Here is a 16,674-nt window from a genome sequence, read left to right as displayed (position 1 = left end):
TATAAAAAAACCGGCTTATAGCCGGTGTGATATGAGTGGTTTTAAGTTATCGGTTGACCAGCCAGTCAACGTCGAATGAATAGCGGTATTTGAGGGTTACCGGGTCTCTGCCCTGCGCGTCCCAGCGGGTAATGTAAGCCTTGCGCTGAATGACATCGCGTAATGCTCGCGCCACAGCAAGAGCATCTTCATCAGTGTCGCCATACACATCCACCTGAATGGAATAACGGTCGATGTCAGGGTTCTGACTCAGGTAATTTTCAGGTTCTCCGCCCACGTTCTGCCAGACTGCGTAGGGGTACACCAGAACATCATCAAGCATGCCAAACGGATAAAGCCTTACCGGGTGAGCACCGAGCAGCTCTTTTACTTTCTGGTCTGTCGAACAGACGGCAAAAACTGGAGCAATCATGCTGTTGTTCCTTTTTTGGCGGCACGCCTTACTGCGCGATCGATAGCTTTCTCCATTTCTTCTGCGAAAACGCTGATTACTGCGGTATCAATACCATTCATCGCCGGTCGCAGTACAGGCTTTGCGGCGGCATGTTCGGTTCCAAACTCGAGAAAACGCCAGTACCAGGTATCGCCGCCAGGATTGCTTTTATCACCCAGTGTTCTGAACGTTTTCCCAGCCCTGCCTTTCCTGACATTAGCCTTTGTGTTTGCATACTGACTGGCGCCGCCCATTACCCCAACACGAAATGCCAGATCACCCGTCCTGCGGAATTGTTTGCTGCTGAAGCTGGCGACGATATTCTTATATATCGCCTCTTTGGTGAGAGGATCATCAACTCTGGCTGCGTTACTTCTGGCGCGATCCCTGATTATATTCGCAGCCTTACGCAGCGCAGAACGACCAGCTTTATTTCGGGTAACTTCGGAGACAGCCTCCATTTTTCCAAGCAGTGACTCGAGTCCGGTAAGGTTTACTTCAACACTATCAGCCATCGTTTACCCCCTCAGAACAAGGAAGCGTCAAATATTCACGACCACTTTTCGGGTCCGGAAGCACGCCCTCAATGTTGAATACTGATCCACGAAAAAGAATACGGTGCTTTCGGGTAATACTTGCACGGTAACGAATCGTTATACGCGTTGTTATTTCGCCCTGTGATGCCTGGGCCGCTATAAACTCCCGCGCTGATAAAGGGGATATTTCGGCCCAGATAGTTGCGACATCACGCCAGGTATTAATTACGGCTCCCGTTGTAGGGTTCTGTTCTTTTACCGGCTCCTGCAGGATAACCCTGTGACGTAATTTACCGGCTTGCATATCACCTCCTCGGCCTTTGACTCAAGTAAACGGGTCGCTCATCGCCTAATGAAGTAGTATCAATTTCTTCATCTTCGGCCAGTGACTGGATAATGACATCACACAGAGCTGCGTTTGATTCAGCCAGGCGGCTTATCGCTTCCGTCTGTTCTCTCTGAGCTGCGGTCTGTTCCCGCAGCGCCTCTATCAGTTCGTTTGCCAGTTGCTCGTTCATAAGCTATTTTCGCCCACTTTTTTATCCACTCGCGCCGCTGAGCGCACCCGGAACAAGCCATATTTACACCCCGTAAATTCGGTATGGCTGCAGCAAGGCCTCAACTGCAAACGGAACCTCTGTAACGGTTTGACCAACGACCACTGATTCTCTGTTGGCATACCAGTGTCCGATCAGCAGTAACATGGCCGCTTTAACATCTTCATTGAGCAGAATCGGGTCTGGGTCATCTGCGTACCCAAGGGCGCTTTGATTTTCATATAGCGTTCGCCTGGTCCATGTCTGGACGTACCGCGCCGCCGCTCCGGTATATAAATTCAGCAGGGCATCATCGCCGGCAAAGTCGGTATCAATGCGGCAGTGCTGTTTCACCACATCAAGATCGATCATTACTTTTTCGCCTTCTTCTCTGCTTTAACTTCTGGCTGTTCTGGCTGTTCTGGCTGTTCTGGCTGTTCTGGCTGTTCTGGCTGTTCTGGCTGTTCTGGCTGTTCTGGCTGTTCTGGCTGAGCAGAATTATCAACAACCATCTGCCGTGCATAGCCTTTTTTTATCAGTTCACGACCGTGCTGCTCCTGCGTTTCCAGTAACTCCCCCTCTGTCACAACAACACCGCCAAAGTAAATTGGTTTAACCGCGATAAGCTTCATAGCATTCCCTCGAATATTGCGGCCCGAAGGCCGCACAAGATATTACTGACCGCCAGACGCCGGTACAGTGAACGAGCCATAAACAAAGGCTTCAGGACGTTTAACGGCCAACGCCAGACGCTCTTCGCAACGGATGGTGATCATGTTTTTCTCGAAGTCGTCGGCGTTCTCAGTCGAGATAACAACGTTCGTTTCTTCACGGTCAAAAATTTGCGCACCGGCACTGAATGCCCCAGTCAGGAATTTACCCTGGAAGGCTGTAGCTTCTGTTGCGACGACAGGAAGGCCCCAAAGAGTTGGCCCCGTCAGAGCGGCAGGGTTTGCCAGGATGTAGCGGCCCAGCGTGTCTTTAGTCAACTCAATTTTCGCCCAGTCGATGAAGTGCAGGACGTGACCGGATGCCGGGAAGCGGGCAAGCTGAGCCTGCAACATCGCGAGACGCAGATCATCAATACCGTTCTGATTCTCTACCTGAAACGCTGCCGAAAATGCTGAAGCCTGCGGAATGATGCCTTCCAGATGAGCGCCTGTTCCATCGCCGAACAGAATTTCCTGCTCTTCGACATACTTCAGGCCGAAACGCATTTCCGCATCAACCTGAGACTGCAACTGTGCGAAGTCGTCGAGGATCTGTTTGGATGCCTTGAAAAGATGCGCAATAGTTCGAACTGGGGTGATTTTTTCTGCAAACTCAATGTTGCTGTACGGTTTGGTCGTATTCTCTGCGACCGCCGCAGCATTGTTGGTAAAACCAGTTTGCTGCACCCAGTAAATGGTGTTTGATGCCGTTGTGCCAGGCGCGATCAGGTCGCGGATGAAAAGACGCTGTTTCGGCGCGGTATCAATGCCAGGCAGACGGTCGGGAGCAACAATATTGCCTGGTACGTTAGCGGTAAGCAGAGCCGCTTTCACCGGAATAGAAATTCGCTGGCTGGCCGCAACGCTGGCAGCAAAGGTTTTTAACGCCTCAGCAGAAATGACCTGCTGCCCCACAGATTCAACAACCTGTTTTGCATTTGCCAGCGGCATCTGCGCAACATGCTGCTCCAGTTCACCCATAGAGGCTTTCAGCGTCTTTTCGGCTTCTTTCAACGCATTTAGCTCAGACGCCATCTTGTCCACGGTCTCTTTGGTTTCCGCCGACAATTTGCCGTTCTTTTGTGCCTCCTTAAGAGCTTCTTCCGCTTTTGCATTAAATTTTCCGGTCGCTTCCTCAATGGAGGCCGTTACTTTTTTAAGAATCTCGTTCACGTCAGACATAATTTCTCCGTTACTGGCATGCGTTCGCCAGGCCGCTTAATGCGACATCCAGCTCAGCTAAAATTTCAGGGTTGGGTTGGGTAGCGCCCGGCTTACCATCGGGATCGGTAACAGCGCCCGGCGTGTTACCTGTTAAAGCTTTGATTAATCTCCGGCGTTCAGACCGGGGAGTGTTCGTTTTCGCCAGAAGTGCATCAAGTTTGCGCAACGCCGCAGACGGGGAGTCATCACCGTCGCTTACGGCATCAGCAGAAAGCAGACTGTCGGCCAGACCTTTTTCTACTGCATCACTTCCACCGATATAACTTTCTGCATCCATCAACTTCTGCACGGTGTCCATATCAAGGCCGGAGCGTGCAGCATAGATATCAGCCATCGCGGCATCAAATGGCTCAAGATAAGTCGATAACTCAGCAAAATCATGGCGGTTGCCCATCGCTGCTACCCAGCAGTTGTGGATCATCAGAAAGGCACCTCGCCCGATTTGAATATCATCCCCGGCCATAGCAATAATCGAAGCGGCGCTGGCAGCGATGCCCAACACTTTTACAGTGACTTTTCCCTGGTACTCGCGAAGCAGGTTGTAAATTGCCAGGCCTTCAAACATATCGCCGCCGGGCGAGTTGATATTTACCGTCACATCAGCACCGTTCATCGAACGTAGAGCGCCGGAGATGCGTTTGGCTGTGACACCCTCATCCCAGTAATCACGGCCAACAACATCAAAAATAGAAATGGAGTTGTCATTATCGGATGTTGCCCTGATTCCACCATTCCAGCGCTCAAGCGCTGAGGGCTGGGGTTCACTGGTCACACCCGCGCATGGGCGTCCCGCCGGAGCAACCGGAAGTTGTCTAATTGTCATGGAAATTGGCTCCTAAGCAGCCTGTTTAAGGGGCGATTGCTCGAAAGGAATATCAGGGAATACGTGGTTATGAAGCTCTCTGACAGCCAGCGCCTGAATCGCCGGGTTGCTGTTTTCGAGATTCTTCAACTGAGTCAGGTTGAGCTGAACTGTATAAATATCACCGCCTTCAATTGGTGGCATATTTTCCAGCCTTCGCACATCGTTACGCGACATCCAGCCATTCTGCAGGGCACTGGTATAGTACGCAGCACGTCCTGCACTGTCGGCACGCAGAAGACCTTCAACGGAAAACTCTGCAAACAAATCCTCATCACCGTTAAGAAGGCAGCGCGAGATTTCCTGCTCAATATTGACCAGCAATGGACGCAGAGTATGGGTCAGAAACAGCATGTTCATCCCCTCAAGACTCGAGGCCCAGCTGGATTGTTTTGTCGTATGGCCGACCATGAATGGCGGTACGCGAAACCAGCGACAGATTTCCTCAATGCTGAATGAGCGGCTTTCAAGCAATTGTGCGGCTTCCGGATTCATGGTGACGTTCTGGTATGTCAGTTCATTTTCCAGAACCATCAGTTTCCCGGCATTTTTCGAGCCAATAAAGCTCTGAAGGCTGATACGCAACCTTTCTCGCTGTTCCTTGCTCAGTGATGTTTTCGAAGAAAGGAAGCCGGTACTCTGCAGGCCATTTTCGAAGATTTTCGCCGCCGCTTCATCAACCGACATCGCAGCACCGAAGACATCCACCCCGGCCATTGTGGGCATCATGCCGCACACACCATCGAGGCCAAAACCGCGAATGTGCATCATCCTGCCTACAGGAATGAGCCGCTGGATTCCGTTTTCCGTGTAGGTGTACTGTAATTTTCCACTATCGAGCCGCTTTACAACCATGTTCTGAGGAAGCAGTGGAACCAGTGATACCAGCTTGCTGCCGATGAACAGCTTTTCGACAAAGGCGTTACCGCGCAGACAAACACTGGCCACAATCATCAGCATGAAGCGGGAAGGCGTCATTTCCGGATTAGGGCGTCTGCATAATATCTGGTAGGCGGGATTGTTCTGGGCCAGCTTACGCGATCCATCGGCCTGTCTCTCGTAAATTTTAAGCGGAAGCGTGGAGACCGACTCACTCAAGAGCCTGACACACGCCCATACAGCGGAAAGCCGGATAACTTTGTCTGCGGTGACCACTTTTCCGCTACTGCTGGTTCCAAACCATTCCCGCCAGAATTCACCGGTCGTCAGGCTTACTGGAACACCAAGCCAGTTTAAAAGAGCGCTCTTTACGCGCCCTGGTTGCTGTTTATTCTTAGCCATCAGATACCCACTATGATCGGATCGTCAAAAAAACCCTCAATATCGCTGTCATCCTCTTCATCTCCTTCTGCCGCGCCAACTGCCATCGCACCAGAAACAACGCCATCTATACGGCCATTACTTCTGCGCTTGCTGAAAACCCGGTTTCCGTTTTTATCTTCTTCAATAACGGCGTTCGCCGCACACCAGCGCAGACAGGGGTTCAGAACAATGCTGATCCGCTTTTCCATAATCAGCTGCTCAAACAGTTCAATGGAGTGCGGCATCCACAAACCTGACTCTGCCGATTTACCAAATCCCTGGCCGTGCGGTACCAGAGGAACCGTAACCCCTTCGTCATCCAGTTCAGGAGTTAAGTAGTCAATGTGATAGCGGTCGAAAGCGACTTTTCGTATATCAAACATTGCCGCCAGCTCTGCCATCCGCTTTGCGACAAAACCGTAGTCAATGGCTGTACCGGGTGGTGCATGGATATGACCATCACGCTCCCATACGTCGTAAGGAACCCGGTCAACGCGGGCGCGATCATATAAAGTATCTTTAGGGGTCCAGAACTCTGTCAGCATTACACTGATGTCAGGAAAATAAAGAGACAGCGATGTAAGGTCACGTTTACCCGATAAATCCAGACCGCCAAAGCAGGTTTTACCCCGTAACTGTTCAATACTGATGTCCTTTTCACAGGCCATCCAGATATCACCGCTGATCCACGGGTTCTCTGCATCCACCCACTGACAGAAATTGAGTCGGCGAACCAGACTTTCTTTCGCAGGCATGCCACGGGCATCTTCCACCTGCTCGCGCAGGTAATCAGAAAGAAAAGTATGCCCCATTGATGGGTTAGCTTTTCCCCAGCATGATTCATCTTTAAAAGGATCGTCGCCTTCATCCAGTGAACAGATAAAAGCGAAAAAGGCATCGTTTTCTCGCTGACCGGCTGCAACCTTCTGCCCGTACTGGTGATAGTCGTAACAGACGCTGGTTTTGTCATGCCCGCTGTTGGTTATCATAAAAATTAACGCCTGCCGCCGACCTTTAGTCCCGGCACGCATCATCTCAACCGCGCGGTTATCTTTATGCTCGTGAATCTCATCAATCAGGGCGCAGTGAGGACGCGGCCCAGACTGTCCATCATCAGAACTGATAGGCCGGAAGAAAGAACCGTTTTGCAGGAAAGCCAGGTTCCACTCTTTACCGGCTCCACCGGATTTTTGAATTCTGGACAGAAGCGCTGGAGACTGATCAACCATAGCCACGGCATCACGAAACAGGATCATGGCCTGGTCTTTTTTCGTCGCTGCAGCATACACTTCTGCTCGCGGCTCTTTGTCAGCCATCATGCAGTAAAGGCCAACTCCCGCAGCCAGCGGAGATTTACCAGAACCTTTTCCTGACTCAACATACACAGTGCGGAAACGGCGCGTACCGTTTTCACGCTTCCAGCCGAAAACAGAGCCGACAATAAAGCATTGCCAGGGCAGAAGAATAAATGGCGCACCTTCGTGCTCACCACCATTCAGTTTCAATACCTGAGCAAAAAAGTTGATAGCTCGTGTAACCGATTCAACATCCCAGTTCAGACCGCGTTTACTACCCTCTTTTAAATCACGCAAATGGCGCTGGCAGGCATTACGAATATCAGGACCGGCAATTACTTTTCCAGAGGTTACGTCCATCGCGTATTGCGTGGCGGGATCAACCGAAGAACTGGTTGAGCTGGTCTTCTTCTTTTTCTCCATCATCAACTTTCACCTTCGTTCTGGCGGCCGGAGTAAGACCGAATTCGACCAGGTAACTTTTAAAACGGCGATCTGCATCAGCCAACATGGCCACTGCAGGGTTTGCCTTAATCAAAAAGCCGCCATCCGTCTGCACTGTATACGTTCTCCCCTCGTCAGCGATCGTAAGGCGCAGCTGGAGTATGTCGGCGTAAATATCGCAAAGGCGCTCCAGCGCCAGCACGTCTGCAACAGTGAGAACCCCCATACCATCAAGCAGCACTGTCAGTTTTCCCCAGGCCACCTTTCCCCAGTCAGTAAGGTGTGCAGGAGGGCTTGGGATTTCTCTGGCCGGGGTGGGTTCTTTGTCGTTGAGTTTACGTTTGCCCGGATTACCGGTTACCACCTTCAGGTGGGACGGTTTCGGGCGTCTTCCTGCCATCGGAACCTCCCGGAAAAAAACTTTTCATTTCGCGGTTGTGTGCAAAAAGCACGAGCGGCGGTCATTTGGGGTCAGACCTCTGAACTTTTGACCCACCCCTCCACTCATGATAACCATTATCATTTGAACCAGTGAGACGCGGGATCGAGTGGTATGCCGTTCTCATCACATCCGATGACGGTACCTCGCTTCTCCATGCGCTGCTTTGTTGAGTCGTGGTGCTGCTTACATAACCCTTGCCAGTTCTTCCGGCTCCAGAAAAGCTTCTGTGCCTTCGCTATTGCCTGGCTGTCACCAGAACGCAGCGCCTCTTTCAGCTTGTGCGGAATGATGTGGTCAACGACGGTTGCTGCTGTCACCCTGTCTTGTTCGTGACACATGACGCATAAGGGGTGAGCACGAATGAATATAAGACGCTCACGGTCCCACTTACTGCCATATATGCGTGGTTCTTTGTTCATGTGATATTTGTTCCGGTTTCTATCCGTTACCATAAAAAAACCCGCCGAAGCGGGCTGAATCATTCCTTCTTACGATAGCCGGGTAAATTCTCAGCCCTCTTCCTCATTCTGTACTCGGTCTCTGACCAGAATTCGCCAGGATCAGCATTAAATCCGCAGTTTTCGCAAATATAATCACCGCTCCAACCGCCTCTTTGTTTATCCTTTACCACATCATTGGAACCACACTCAGGACAATATTTCATCACTCCTCCTCGAGCACACAGCGATGGGTGATTATATCTCAGTATTAGCCTTCATTGCGGTGCTGCTCGCAGTATCCAGAGCGGTCTGTGGTAGTGCCGGGACAACCTCTCTTGCGACATGCGCGGGGATTAACGCTGGCATGGTTCAATCCTCACGGAACCATATAACGACTGCCGTTTCACTTCACCGTTCTCTGTCGTCATATAACCACGCTCATCGGGAACAGCTGCGATTACTTCTCCCTTCTCATCATCAGCAGTGAAGACATGCTTAACCTCTACACCGTCGAGATAAACGGCGTATCGTTCCTGAGCGAGATTAATTTTTCTGCCGGGATCGTCATCTAATACAGTGAGGCGCATATAACCTCCATAGGCTTCCTTAAGTGAATGAGATGCCAAAACTAACCAGCACGGCTTTCTTTTCCTCAATCCGGCGATCAAGTTCAGCCACTGCATGTGGGCGAATAGCCTCAAGAAAGGCATTATCCTGATAGGTAGACTGGATTGTTACACCAAGCCCGGCACCGCTTTCCAGCATGCCTTTCTATCGCTGTAGCTCTTTCATTTCGTTATAGATGCAATTCGCGTTACTTAGGCTCTCTACGTTCACGACCTGGCTCCTTCATGCAGTTAGCCTGCACTGATTTGTTGTGCGCCAATATGTCCCGCTTCGTCTGCTTATCCAGCACAGCAATATCGTGCTCTGTGAGGTAGATGATATTAACCCAGTCACAGGCCGTGTCCGTTACTTCAGGTTTTGCGGGTAAATCTTTCGCGCAACTCACGGTCAACATCGTCATCAGGAAGATGACTAACAGTTTGCTGTACATCCCTGGCTCCTTTTGTTGTCTCTACCCGGCGTTCTGCAACGGCTTCAGTAGCTGATGCGCGTTCTTCAGTGCGTTGCTGGTCCGCTTTTGTTTCTGCGATACTGGTACCGCGAGATTTACCCAGACCAAAGGCACCTGCAATTGCTGCCAGCGCGGCAACAATCAGGCCGATAATCATTTCAAGTCCCATAATGACCTCACATCAGTGCGGCTTTAGCTTTGGCGTAACGTTCACGGCGGTCTTTAATGCCGTTCTGACCGCCGTTAATAATCTGCGTGACGCGTTCCACATCCCCCGAATAGAGGAGACAGCCGCGTAACGTGAAGTACCATGCCGCTGAACGTGCCGCGTGTCGCTCTTGCGTCAATAGTTCCGGAGTACTGACAAGGTCAAGCTTCAGCGCTGTACCGCATTTGGTGTAGTTCTCACGACCAGTGATTTGCAGCAGGCCACGACCGCGATATTTCCAGCCATCACCCTGGCTGTTATTCCCCATGCGGTCACCATAAACCAGATTGGCTATTTGCGGCTGGTGGGCCACCTGCTTACCATCGACACGCCCCAGCATTTCGCACTGGTACGGCGTCAGGCGCTTACCAAAGGTTTTCTTCAGCCCTTCAACCGAATAGTTAAAACTCTCTGCCAGCGAGGTAAAGCCAGCAGACTCATGCCCGACTTGTGCAATGAACATGGCCTGATCATTAACTGCTGTAATGCCAAACTCTTTCATTGCCGCATCAATGTGCGGAAACCAGCGTGCAGAAAGCCCGGCGCTTATACCAGCCGCCTGCTGAAATTGTGATTGGTTCATTATTGCCTCAGATGATCTACCAGGCGTGCCACGTTGCCTCTGACGGCAACCAGCACAGACAGGAAAATAATGTTGGCCCCGATAGTGGCCCACGATGAATAAGGGTAGATACCGCACAGATACGCCAGCGGTACGGCGCTATAAATGACCGTAAGCAGCCACGCTAAGCCAGATATCCACGGTCGATGTCTGGAGTCGCCACGACGGTAAAACATCAGGGTCAGCACTACCCCAGCGCAAAGCAGCGCGTTGATTGTTGCCGATGGGTCATTTAGTACCACCTGAACCTCCCCGGCGCGTTATCAGCGCCACCAGCGAGCCGATATCCTGATTATTCAGGAACGTCAGGATTTTGACGGCTAAAGCAGAAACGATTACGGCACCGATGGCATCAAGCGGTTTATCGCTATATCCAGTAAGGGCTGACAATTTAGCCCCAACTAATCCAGCGCAGAGCATTCCGGCAATATATGACACTATGAAATATGCCAATCGGCGTGAAGTGCTCAAATCAGCAGCTGATGCTATGTAGAAAACAGAACCAGCAAATGCACCGAACACAACACCATAATCCGTTCCGGTTAACAGTCCGTAAACACTCGCCCCAGTTAAAGCGCCACCAGCTAAGCCTGTGCCGGTTATTGGCTCGGACATCTGTCCCCCTCAATTACTGTGAATCCTCTCAGAAACGAGGGGAAAGGGTTCAGGCCGCAAGCTCATGCGGTCACGGTTAATCTGCAGTTTTTAGCCTGGACCTGAAATGAAAAAACCCCGCCGATTGGCGAGGTTCTGAAATATTTAAGTTCGCGTCTAAGTGACCACTCTTAACAGCTTATTCATATTTTTACGTACGTAAACTATTTTTATGCAGCCGCAACAATTTTTCCTTCAGGAATAAATGACACCTCGACATCCATTTCAAGTTTCACTTCAAGCATCATCAGCATTCCTTCAATTATTCCTTCTCCCTTTTGTAGTTTTTTTCCTATATGACCATCAGAGCAATTATGCTTTTTTGCCAGCGACATGAATGTCATTCCGAACAGGTAATAGTCCACCAGCAAATCATGAAGCTCACTATTGCCTTTGTTCAGTCGGGCCATACAGCCACAGATAACCATCGCGTCATCATCACAGCACTGAACGCGGGATTTGGTCTTTGCTGGTATGAGTCCTTTAAAGCCAGCCGCAATATGAGCCCATGTAACGTCTTCACTGTTGTTTGCTGCCCAAGCGCCCCAGCGCTCCATTACCATTTGGATATTACGCTGCATGGTTCACCTCTTTTATCTGGCCCGTAATCATTTCAATGCTGTTGTTGCATTCGTTTCCCCAGCGGTCCCATCCGTTCCACTCTTCCCGAGCGAATATTTCGATTTTTTTCACATCACCGTATAATTGTTCCAGTCTGTTCCTTACTTCCCACGGCTTTGCGCTGTGTTCTCCAAGGCAGGTATGCACCACCTGTTTTACTGCTGCGCTGGCGCGTTGTAAGCCTGCTCCTCTGGTAGCAATCAGCACATCCTCGGTATTACTGCGGGTATGGTTACCGCCGTTCATGCGGGTTTCACGGTCCAGCATTCCAAGCAGATCGTTAAAGTCCACCAGCTCTCCTGTACTTAATGCCTTATTGAAGCGATCAGCAGCGTTCTGGTTCAGCTTCACCCACGTAAAGCCCTTCATCGTTCTAACCCGGAATCCCCATGATTCAGCCAGTTCTACAGCCTCGCGGTTATGGGTCCCGGTGTACCACATCGCCAGTACAGCGTTTTCAGCAGCCAGTGACCAGACGGGAAGGCGTTTAAGTTCTTCCATGCTCATAGTGCTGTAATGATTACAGGCCGCACCGTTGCTGATTCTGTTGCCGTATTCCCACGGTGGATCACAGTAGATAAGGTCGTATGTCATGCTGCCCTCTGCTTTTTCAGTTCGCGGGTTTTACGGCGGTAGGTAGCCGCAATCTCTTCAAGTTCTTCTCTGGTGTAATGCTTCGCCTCGTGTGGCCCTTCCAGCCATTCCACCAGCTCAAGGCCAAACCATTTGATTAGCGTTGCTCTGTAGCGCTCGTGTACCGTCTTGTTTTTAGCGGTAAAGCGACCAGCGCCACCGTTGCAGGCTTTGCACTGGCGATAGGCGTTCTTCTCTTCAAAACGCAGTTCAGGACGTGATCCAACACTGAGGAAGTGACCACAATCCCACTGGCCGCCGAAAATCATCGGAGGATGATATGTGCCGCAAGACGGGCAAGGCTTCCCCTCGTCACGTTCTCGGATAAAAGCGTTAAACGCCGTTTGGGCCTTACTGACAAAGTACCCACGAGGCTGGAGAGCCTTCTTGCGAATCTTCAGACTAACCTTTCTCTCTGCTTCCGCCTTCCTGGCCTTCAGCGCACGGTTGTAGTCAATCGCACAGCGAGGGCCGCACACTTTCTGCAGATTACGATCGGGGGTGAAAGTCTTTCCGCACTGAGCGCATACCTTGGGCTTGTACACCTTTAACTTTTGTCTGGCTGGCTTCTTCACTGCTTCATCCCCCTGTGGAATACCCATTCGAATACTTCAGAGCCGTTTAGCAGCAGATCGTTAAAGTCACCCTGCGCAGGCCAGCGGACGGATACAGTCTCCAGATCGTTCTTCGCATGCAGGTTGGAAGCTGCACATTCAAATGCAGCAGCATGACCGGCTGCGTTTGAGTCAGCATCAGCAAAAATAATCAGGTTCTTTACCCCGGCAGGAACGCGGAACTTCTTCATGAAAGCAGTGTTCATCGTTGCCCAGGTGTGACATTTGGTTATCTGATGACAGGCCAGCGCGGTTTCGATACCTTCAGCAATACCCAGCGTGGAGGATACGGGGAACATGCGGATAGCAACGGATTTAGCAAACTCCAGATAACTATCCTCCTGTAGCTTCATCATCTTCTTGGCTGCGCCTCCTGTTTGCGCTTTCTTGTCCCCGTCAAGCAGGGTGCGGTGCAGGTAGCAAAGCTCGCCTTTATCGTCCGTCGCCAGCGCGTAAATAGCCTGGAGGTTTTTACCGTCTACCGGCTGTTTGTCGCAGAATCTGACGCTTTCGGCTGGAAGGGTATTAAGCCCTCTCTCCTTCAGGTAACTGTCTGCACTGGTCCCACGCAGCGGGATGAGCTTTGCAAATTTACGGCTTACCTTCTCACGCTGCTGCGCCAGCGATGTGCGTACCGGGTTTACACTGGTGCGATCTGAGGTGTATTCATTGCCGATCAGCCTGTCTATCTCAGAGGCCAGAACCTTAAATTCTTTCCCTGTTTTTGCTGTCAGCAGCGCCCAGCCATCGCCTGAACCACACACGCAGATGTATGACCCGGTACCGTTTTTATTGTCACAGCGGAATTTCCCCTTACGACCACACAGAGGACATTCCCCTTTAAGATGGTTTTTCCCGGTAATTCCAGGAAGGCCGTAGTGTTTGTATATCTCAGCCCAGCGACCAATTGCGGCTTGTTTGGTATTCATGCGGCTTCCCCTTGTTTCTCTTTACGCTTCGCGAAGGCGATCAGTTTTGATTTGATGAAATTCGTCACTTCAGGTGTGATTTGCTGCGGGGTGTGATGTAACCCTCTCGGCCATACACCGAATTTTTGGCGATAGGTATGCGCACACCATCCGTCACTGACAGGGCGTCCCTGTGCTGCGCGGGTGCGCTGATAGAAAAGAATCTGAGACCACCAGGATTGTTTCTGCTCTGGGGTATATTTAACTTCCGCTTTGCTGACTTTTGTCAGTCCACGGGATTTGTCTGTTTCAACGTCTTCCCCGGCCAGCGGTTTAAAACCACATTTCGGACAGATATAAATTCCGGCAGGTTTCACGTAATGGCACTGGCTGCACTCTTTCGGCAGTTTCTCCGGCTCGTCGGTCTTGGTAACGCGCTGCGGCGCTTCTTCCATGCCGTCAGATGACGAAGGGAGATAGTCATATTCAATGTCATCGGGATAACCCAGCTTGTTGACTGTGCCGCTGTGGTCGAAGATGAGGCAGTGATCTTTGCCAGGGGCCGCGCGTAATCCACGCCCGAGCGTCTGAATCCAGCGAATTTCACTTTTAGTCGGTCGGGCAAAGATGATGCACCGAACATCACTGTCGAACCCGGCTACCAGTACACCAACGTTGATGATGATTTTGGTAATGCCCTGCTCGAAGCGACGAATAGTCAACTGACGTTCATCATGGGGGGTGCTTGCCGTCATGACTTCAACGGTAACCCCGGCGCGGGAAAACTCCATCGTGACATAGTTCGCATGGGCCACATCAACGCAGAAACAGATTGTTGGGCGATCCTGCCCGTTCTCCAGCCAGTTTTTCACGATGTCGCCAACCAGTTTGGCTTCACTCATAACCTTACTGAGCTGGCCTTCCTTGTAGTCGCTGCCATAACCTGCAACGTACGACGTTTCCACCTCAGAGAGATCGGGGTGTGATGGCGCGTAAAATTCGTATTTACTCAGTGCACCAATTGAGATCAGTTCCTTCATCGTTGTTGGCTTAATCAGACGCTGATAGTAGTTGCCCAGGAACTTGGCGAAAGGCGTACCGGAAAGACCGACCACCTTCGTTTTCGTGTTGCGGGTCAGGTTATCGATAACCTCCAGCAACTTTTTGCGCTTCAGGTGGGCTTCGTCAACAATCAGCAGGTCGATGTTGTCAGGGAATTCACGGCGAATGAGTGTATCGGCGCTGGCAATCTGAATAAGCGCTGTCGGGTTATATGACGGGTGATCACGCCAGACATAACTGATCTCTTCGCCAGGAAGACCATATTCCATGAATCGGGTGGCGGTCTGGTCAAGCAGTACCGTATACGGGGCCACGAACATTACGCGCATTTCGCGGCTGACAAAGCCATCAGTGATCAGCGCGGCAATAGCCGTTTTGCCAAAACCAACCGGAGCATAGAGCATGAACGAATTATTCTGCTTCCATGCGCCGCGCAACATGTTGAGTGCGACGATCTGTTTCTCGCGAGGCTGGATGTTAAGCATTGGTTGATACCTCCCCGAATGCTTTAGCAACCAGATCGGCAATGACAAACTTTTCGCGCTGACGCTGAACGGACAACGTAACCGTTTTGGTGCCGTCTTTACGCATGCGGCCTTTGAGAAAACCGCCGTGAATGTGACGAATAAAATATTCAGAGTTAGCCAGACGTGGAATGCTGCGAACACGGCCAAGATTGCTGACTTCATAAGCTTTTGAATAAAGCTCAACTGGAACCGGAGCCCATTTTTCGTTAGCGTCTGAATAAATCATTTTATCTCCTTTTGGATGGCTAAACGTCTGAACTTCCAGTCGACGTTTTTAACCCCATACAGTGATCTATCTGTTAGATCGTTCTCTTCTGGTAAAGCTGTTCCAGCCCTTCGGGCTAAAACCCAACACCGCCCCCTTTCCCCCAACCCGATTTCAAAAATTCATACCCTGGGTGGGAGCGAGGTATATCCCCTGACCGCTGGGGTATATCTCGTGCAAAACTCTCGCAATCGACGATTTGCCGTCCGTCTTGCTGCGTTCTGCTGCCGGAAAGACACCGGTTCTGCGTCGAACGCCTCCTGGTACGCCTGCGCATACGCCATCGCGATTTTTTCCCGCATACCAGCCGGGAGTGTTGCTAACTGCTGTTTAATCCACGGGGCGTCCTCACGAGAAAAAACCGTGGGCATAGTCACGTGAAAATATTCGTCCTGATACATAAGCCCTCCTGCGTCACGTCTGTGAGCCGGGCATAGACTGATTAGTCTGGGGGTCTGGCAACCTCATCAGGGGAACAAAAGACCCGGAATAACAGCGTCAGGTGTTCCTGCCATTTGGTCATAACCTGATAGCTGTTCTCTTCAATCTGAGCACGTTCAGCGGCGTCGATGACTCCGTCTGCTGTAGCTTTACGGATATACTGAGAGTGCCTGCCAATCCACTCGATGGATTCCATAAGGCGCTGATTGATGTCGGCGTTATCAACATCATCAACATCTGCCAGTGGCACAAACAGACCGTTTGAGTTCCTGGCAACAGCATTTGCGATATGGTTTGATCCACCAGCAGCCTGCAATACCATCGCCCATCCCAACGGGAAGATTTGATCGCCTGTAGTGCGAAGTCGGTTATGCAGAGGATCGGTTGCAGGCGTTACGTCATCAGACTTGTATATACCCAGAATTTCTGCAGCTTCTTCATAGCCACCAGGTAAATCAGCGATAGTTCTCCTGATCGCAGCCACCAGCCATGCAGGCTGTTTTTCAACTTTTTTCCACTCTGGTTGATTACCCACGACTCACCTCTTAATGCTGTGGTTACTTTCATGCTGCTGTTTTTTTATGATCAAGTTCAGGCCAAATCTTTTCCCAATCATCTGGGTGGAGGTTTTTCCTGCTAACTGAGCCGCCAGAATGCGTTTCGATAGAAACAGATAGGGCAGCTCCCAACTTTTGTTTTTTGCTTATGGCTTTACGCAAGTACTCAAGAGAGGTTTCGCATCGTGATGCAAACTCTCTCTGTTTTTCGAGCGACAAAGCGTTTAGGTAATTTCTTAACGTTTCCATCACGCCTCCTA

The 16,674-nt window shown here is 50.8% G+C and carries 27 protein-coding genes and 1 pseudogene; all 28 read right to left on the bottom strand.

The genetic code is table 11. The annotated features are described in order from the left end of the window. Window positions 1–46: 46 nt before the first annotated feature. Window positions 47–412 (bottom strand): DUF3168 domain-containing protein, encoded by a 366-nt coding sequence (locus HVZ39_RS06820; protein WP_181633383.1) that lies wholly within the window; start codon window positions 410–412, stop codon window positions 47–49. Next, entirely contained in the window at window positions 409–948 is a 540-nt protein-coding gene (locus HVZ39_RS06815; RefSeq protein ID WP_181633382.1) for an HK97-gp10 family putative phage morphogenesis protein, read from the bottom strand. The genes HVZ39_RS06820 and HVZ39_RS06815 overlap by 4 nt, the downstream gene beginning before the upstream one ends. Beyond that, complete coding sequence (locus tag HVZ39_RS06810) at window positions 941–1,273, bottom strand: phage head closure protein (protein ID WP_087051099.1); 333 nt, start codon at window positions 1,271–1,273, stop codon at window positions 941–943. Before HVZ39_RS06810 ends, HVZ39_RS06815 begins: the two co-directional genes overlap by 8 nt. A 1-nt stretch (window position 1,274) precedes the next feature. Then, complete coding sequence (locus HVZ39_RS06805) at window positions 1,275–1,487, bottom strand: hypothetical protein (protein ID WP_163455342.1); 213 nt, start codon at window positions 1,485–1,487, stop codon at window positions 1,275–1,277. Window positions 1,488–1,550: 63 nt separating this feature from the next. Beyond that, window positions 1,551–1,877 carry a head-tail connector protein gene (locus HVZ39_RS06800; RefSeq protein WP_181633381.1) on the bottom strand — a complete coding sequence of 109 codons (327 nt, stop codon included), beginning with the start codon at window positions 1,875–1,877 and terminating at the stop codon, window positions 1,551–1,553. Next, complete coding sequence (locus HVZ39_RS06795; protein WP_181633380.1) at window positions 1,877–2,137, bottom strand: hypothetical protein; 261 nt, start codon at window positions 2,135–2,137, stop codon at window positions 1,877–1,879. Before HVZ39_RS06795 ends, HVZ39_RS06800 begins: the two co-directional genes overlap by 1 nt. A 42-nt stretch (window positions 2,138–2,179) precedes the next feature. Next, window positions 2,180–3,397, bottom strand: a complete 1,218-nt coding sequence (locus HVZ39_RS06790) for a phage major capsid protein (RefSeq protein ID WP_103848988.1) — start codon at window positions 3,395–3,397, stop codon at window positions 2,180–2,182. Between the two features lie 10 nt (window positions 3,398–3,407). Then, the gene (locus HVZ39_RS06785; RefSeq protein WP_103848989.1) at window positions 3,408–4,262 is read right to left on the bottom strand and encodes a head maturation protease, ClpP-related; all 855 of its coding nucleotides are present in this window, start codon (window positions 4,260–4,262) and stop codon (window positions 3,408–3,410) included. Between the two features lie 12 nt (window positions 4,263–4,274). Then, window positions 4,275–5,582, bottom strand: coding sequence for a phage portal protein (locus HVZ39_RS06780; protein ID WP_181633379.1), 1,308 nt, complete (start codon window positions 5,580–5,582; stop codon window positions 4,275–4,277). Next, the gene (locus HVZ39_RS06775; protein ID WP_181633378.1) at window positions 5,582–7,324 is read right to left on the bottom strand and encodes a terminase TerL endonuclease subunit; all 1,743 of its coding nucleotides are present in this window, start codon (window positions 7,322–7,324) and stop codon (window positions 5,582–5,584) included. The genes HVZ39_RS06780 and HVZ39_RS06775 overlap by 1 nt, the downstream gene beginning before the upstream one ends. Beyond that, complete coding sequence (locus HVZ39_RS06770; RefSeq protein WP_181633377.1) at window positions 7,278–7,742, bottom strand: phage terminase small subunit P27 family; 465 nt, start codon at window positions 7,740–7,742, stop codon at window positions 7,278–7,280. Before HVZ39_RS06770 ends, HVZ39_RS06775 begins: the two co-directional genes overlap by 47 nt. Window positions 7,743–7,861: 119 nt before the next feature. Further along, window positions 7,862–8,203 (bottom strand): HNH endonuclease signature motif containing protein, encoded by a 342-nt coding sequence (locus tag HVZ39_RS06765; protein ID WP_181633376.1) that lies wholly within the window; start codon window positions 8,201–8,203, stop codon window positions 7,862–7,864. 374 nt (window positions 8,204–8,577) lie between these two features. Then, complete coding sequence (locus tag HVZ39_RS06760) at window positions 8,578–8,811, bottom strand: hypothetical protein (RefSeq protein WP_181633375.1); 234 nt, start codon at window positions 8,809–8,811, stop codon at window positions 8,578–8,580. 19 nt (window positions 8,812–8,830) lie between these two features. Beyond that, window positions 8,831–9,061: pseudogene (locus HVZ39_RS06755) on the bottom strand (hypothetical protein). Next, window positions 9,039–9,245 (bottom strand): hypothetical protein, encoded by a 207-nt coding sequence (locus HVZ39_RS26575; protein WP_097761751.1) that lies wholly within the window; start codon window positions 9,243–9,245, stop codon window positions 9,039–9,041. Before HVZ39_RS26575 ends, HVZ39_RS06755 begins: the two are co-directional and overlap by 23 nt. Next, entirely contained in the window at window positions 9,202–9,471 is a 270-nt protein-coding gene (locus tag HVZ39_RS06750; protein WP_181633374.1) for a hypothetical protein, read from the bottom strand. Before HVZ39_RS06750 ends, HVZ39_RS26575 begins: the two co-directional genes overlap by 44 nt. A 7-nt stretch (window positions 9,472–9,478) precedes the next feature. Beyond that, window positions 9,479–10,093, bottom strand: coding sequence for a glycoside hydrolase family 19 protein (locus HVZ39_RS06745; RefSeq protein WP_097429104.1), 615 nt, complete (start codon window positions 10,091–10,093; stop codon window positions 9,479–9,481). After that, complete coding sequence (locus HVZ39_RS06740) at window positions 10,093–10,374, bottom strand: phage holin family protein (protein WP_181633373.1); 282 nt, start codon at window positions 10,372–10,374, stop codon at window positions 10,093–10,095. Before HVZ39_RS06740 ends, HVZ39_RS06745 begins: the two co-directional genes overlap by 1 nt. Then, window positions 10,361–10,747, bottom strand: a complete 387-nt coding sequence (locus tag HVZ39_RS06735) for a phage holin family protein (protein WP_001294158.1) — start codon at window positions 10,745–10,747, stop codon at window positions 10,361–10,363. Before HVZ39_RS06735 ends, HVZ39_RS06740 begins: the two co-directional genes overlap by 14 nt. Window positions 10,748–10,956: 209 nt before the next feature. Next, window positions 10,957–11,367 carry an antiterminator Q family protein gene (locus HVZ39_RS06730; protein WP_088731892.1) on the bottom strand — a complete coding sequence of 137 codons (411 nt, stop codon included), beginning with the start codon at window positions 11,365–11,367 and terminating at the stop codon, window positions 10,957–10,959. Next, the gene (locus tag HVZ39_RS06725) at window positions 11,357–12,001 is read right to left on the bottom strand and encodes an MT-A70 family methyltransferase (protein WP_181633372.1); all 645 of its coding nucleotides are present in this window, start codon (window positions 11,999–12,001) and stop codon (window positions 11,357–11,359) included. The genes HVZ39_RS06730 and HVZ39_RS06725 overlap by 11 nt, the downstream gene beginning before the upstream one ends. Further along, a complete protein-coding gene (locus HVZ39_RS06720; RefSeq protein ID WP_181633371.1) occupies window positions 11,998–12,642 on the bottom strand; it encodes a recombination protein NinG in 645 nt (214 codons plus the stop codon). Before HVZ39_RS06720 ends, HVZ39_RS06725 begins: the two co-directional genes overlap by 4 nt. Then, window positions 12,612–13,583, bottom strand: coding sequence for a toprim domain-containing protein (locus tag HVZ39_RS06715; RefSeq protein WP_181633370.1), 972 nt, complete (start codon window positions 13,581–13,583; stop codon window positions 12,612–12,614). Before HVZ39_RS06715 ends, HVZ39_RS06720 begins: the two co-directional genes overlap by 31 nt. Continuing rightward, window positions 13,580–15,109, bottom strand: a complete 1,530-nt coding sequence (locus HVZ39_RS06710) for a DEAD/DEAH box helicase (RefSeq protein ID WP_181633369.1) — start codon at window positions 15,107–15,109, stop codon at window positions 13,580–13,582. Before HVZ39_RS06710 ends, HVZ39_RS06715 begins: the two co-directional genes overlap by 4 nt. Then, window positions 15,102–15,377, bottom strand: a complete 276-nt coding sequence (locus tag HVZ39_RS06705) for an NUMOD4 domain-containing protein (RefSeq protein ID WP_086550258.1) — start codon at window positions 15,375–15,377, stop codon at window positions 15,102–15,104. The genes HVZ39_RS06710 and HVZ39_RS06705 overlap by 8 nt, the downstream gene beginning before the upstream one ends. A 161-nt stretch (window positions 15,378–15,538) precedes the next feature. Beyond that, window positions 15,539–15,817, bottom strand: coding sequence for a hypothetical protein (locus HVZ39_RS26570; protein ID WP_086550259.1), 279 nt, complete (start codon window positions 15,815–15,817; stop codon window positions 15,539–15,541). 41 nt (window positions 15,818–15,858) lie between these two features. Continuing rightward, window positions 15,859–16,392 (bottom strand): YmfL family putative regulatory protein, encoded by a 534-nt coding sequence (locus HVZ39_RS06700; RefSeq protein WP_086550260.1) that lies wholly within the window; start codon window positions 16,390–16,392, stop codon window positions 15,859–15,861. 28 nt (window positions 16,393–16,420) lie between these two features. Then, window positions 16,421–16,663, bottom strand: a complete 243-nt coding sequence (locus tag HVZ39_RS06695; protein WP_086529501.1) for a Cro/Cl family transcriptional regulator — start codon at window positions 16,661–16,663, stop codon at window positions 16,421–16,423. Window positions 16,664–16,674 lie beyond the last annotated feature (11 nt).

The sequence above is a fragment of the Citrobacter sp. RHB35-C21 genome (genome assembly GCF_013816515.1).
Lineage (GTDB): Bacteria > Pseudomonadota > Gammaproteobacteria > Enterobacterales > Enterobacteriaceae > Citrobacter > Citrobacter braakii.
The sequence above is the reverse complement of the archived record's forward strand: the minus strand, read 5'-3'. Positions and strand labels throughout refer to the sequence as shown.

Coding starts and splice junctions, on each gene's coding strand:
- HVZ39_RS06820 (WP_181633383.1), bottom strand. CDS start 412: ATGATTGCTCCAGTTTTTGCCGTCTGTTCGACAGACCAGAAAGTAAAA.
- HVZ39_RS06815 (WP_181633382.1), bottom strand. CDS start 948: ATGGCTGATAGTGTTGAAGTAAACCTTACCGGACTCGAGTCACTGCTT.
- HVZ39_RS06810 (WP_087051099.1), bottom strand. CDS start 1,273: ATGCAAGCCGGTAAATTACGTCACAGGGTTATCCTGCAGGAGCCGGTA.
- HVZ39_RS06805 (WP_163455342.1), bottom strand. CDS start 1,487: ATGAACGAGCAACTGGCAAACGAACTGATAGAGGCGCTGCGGGAACAG.
- HVZ39_RS06800 (WP_181633381.1), bottom strand. CDS start 1,877: ATGATCGATCTTGATGTGGTGAAACAGCACTGCCGCATTGATACCGAC.
- HVZ39_RS06795 (WP_181633380.1), bottom strand. CDS start 2,137: ATGAAGCTTATCGCGGTTAAACCAATTTACTTTGGCGGTGTTGTTGTG.
- HVZ39_RS06790 (WP_103848988.1), bottom strand. CDS start 3,397: ATGTCTGACGTGAACGAGATTCTTAAAAAAGTAACGGCCTCCATTGAG.
- HVZ39_RS06785 (WP_103848989.1), bottom strand. CDS start 4,262: ATGACAATTAGACAACTTCCGGTTGCTCCGGCGGGACGCCCATGCGCG.
- HVZ39_RS06780 (WP_181633379.1), bottom strand. CDS start 5,582: ATGGCTAAGAATAAACAGCAACCAGGGCGCGTAAAGAGCGCTCTTTTA.
- HVZ39_RS06775 (WP_181633378.1), bottom strand. CDS start 7,324: ATGATGGAGAAAAAGAAGAAGACCAGCTCAACCAGTTCTTCGGTTGAT.
- HVZ39_RS06770 (WP_181633377.1), bottom strand. CDS start 7,742: ATGGCAGGAAGACGCCCGAAACCGTCCCACCTGAAGGTGGTAACCGGT.
- HVZ39_RS06765 (WP_181633376.1), bottom strand. CDS start 8,203: ATGAACAAAGAACCACGCATATATGGCAGTAAGTGGGACCGTGAGCGT.
- HVZ39_RS06760 (WP_181633375.1), bottom strand. CDS start 8,811: ATGCGCCTCACTGTATTAGATGACGATCCCGGCAGAAAAATTAATCTC.
- HVZ39_RS26575 (WP_097761751.1), bottom strand. CDS start 9,245: ATGTTGACCGTGAGTTGCGCGAAAGATTTACCCGCAAAACCTGAAGTA.
- HVZ39_RS06750 (WP_181633374.1), bottom strand. CDS start 9,471: ATGGGACTTGAAATGATTATCGGCCTGATTGTTGCCGCGCTGGCAGCA.
- HVZ39_RS06745 (WP_097429104.1), bottom strand. CDS start 10,093: ATGAACCAATCACAATTTCAGCAGGCGGCTGGTATAAGCGCCGGGCTT.
- HVZ39_RS06735 (WP_001294158.1), bottom strand. CDS start 10,747: ATGTCCGAGCCAATAACCGGCACAGGCTTAGCTGGTGGCGCTTTAACT.
- HVZ39_RS06730 (WP_088731892.1), bottom strand. CDS start 11,367: ATGCAGCGTAATATCCAAATGGTAATGGAGCGCTGGGGCGCTTGGGCA.
- HVZ39_RS06725 (WP_181633372.1), bottom strand. CDS start 12,001: ATGACATACGACCTTATCTACTGTGATCCACCGTGGGAATACGGCAAC.
- HVZ39_RS06720 (WP_181633371.1), bottom strand. CDS start 12,642: ATGGGTATTCCACAGGGGGATGAAGCAGTGAAGAAGCCAGCCAGACAA.
- HVZ39_RS06715 (WP_181633370.1), bottom strand. CDS start 13,583: ATGAATACCAAACAAGCCGCAATTGGTCGCTGGGCTGAGATATACAAA.
- HVZ39_RS06710 (WP_181633369.1), bottom strand. CDS start 15,109: ATGCTTAACATCCAGCCTCGCGAGAAACAGATCGTCGCACTCAACATG.
- HVZ39_RS06705 (WP_086550258.1), bottom strand. CDS start 15,377: ATGATTTATTCAGACGCTAACGAAAAATGGGCTCCGGTTCCAGTTGAG.
- HVZ39_RS26570 (WP_086550259.1), bottom strand. CDS start 15,817: ATGTATCAGGACGAATATTTTCACGTGACTATGCCCACGGTTTTTTCT.
- HVZ39_RS06695 (WP_086529501.1), bottom strand. CDS start 16,663: ATGGAAACGTTAAGAAATTACCTAAACGCTTTGTCGCTCGAAAAACAG.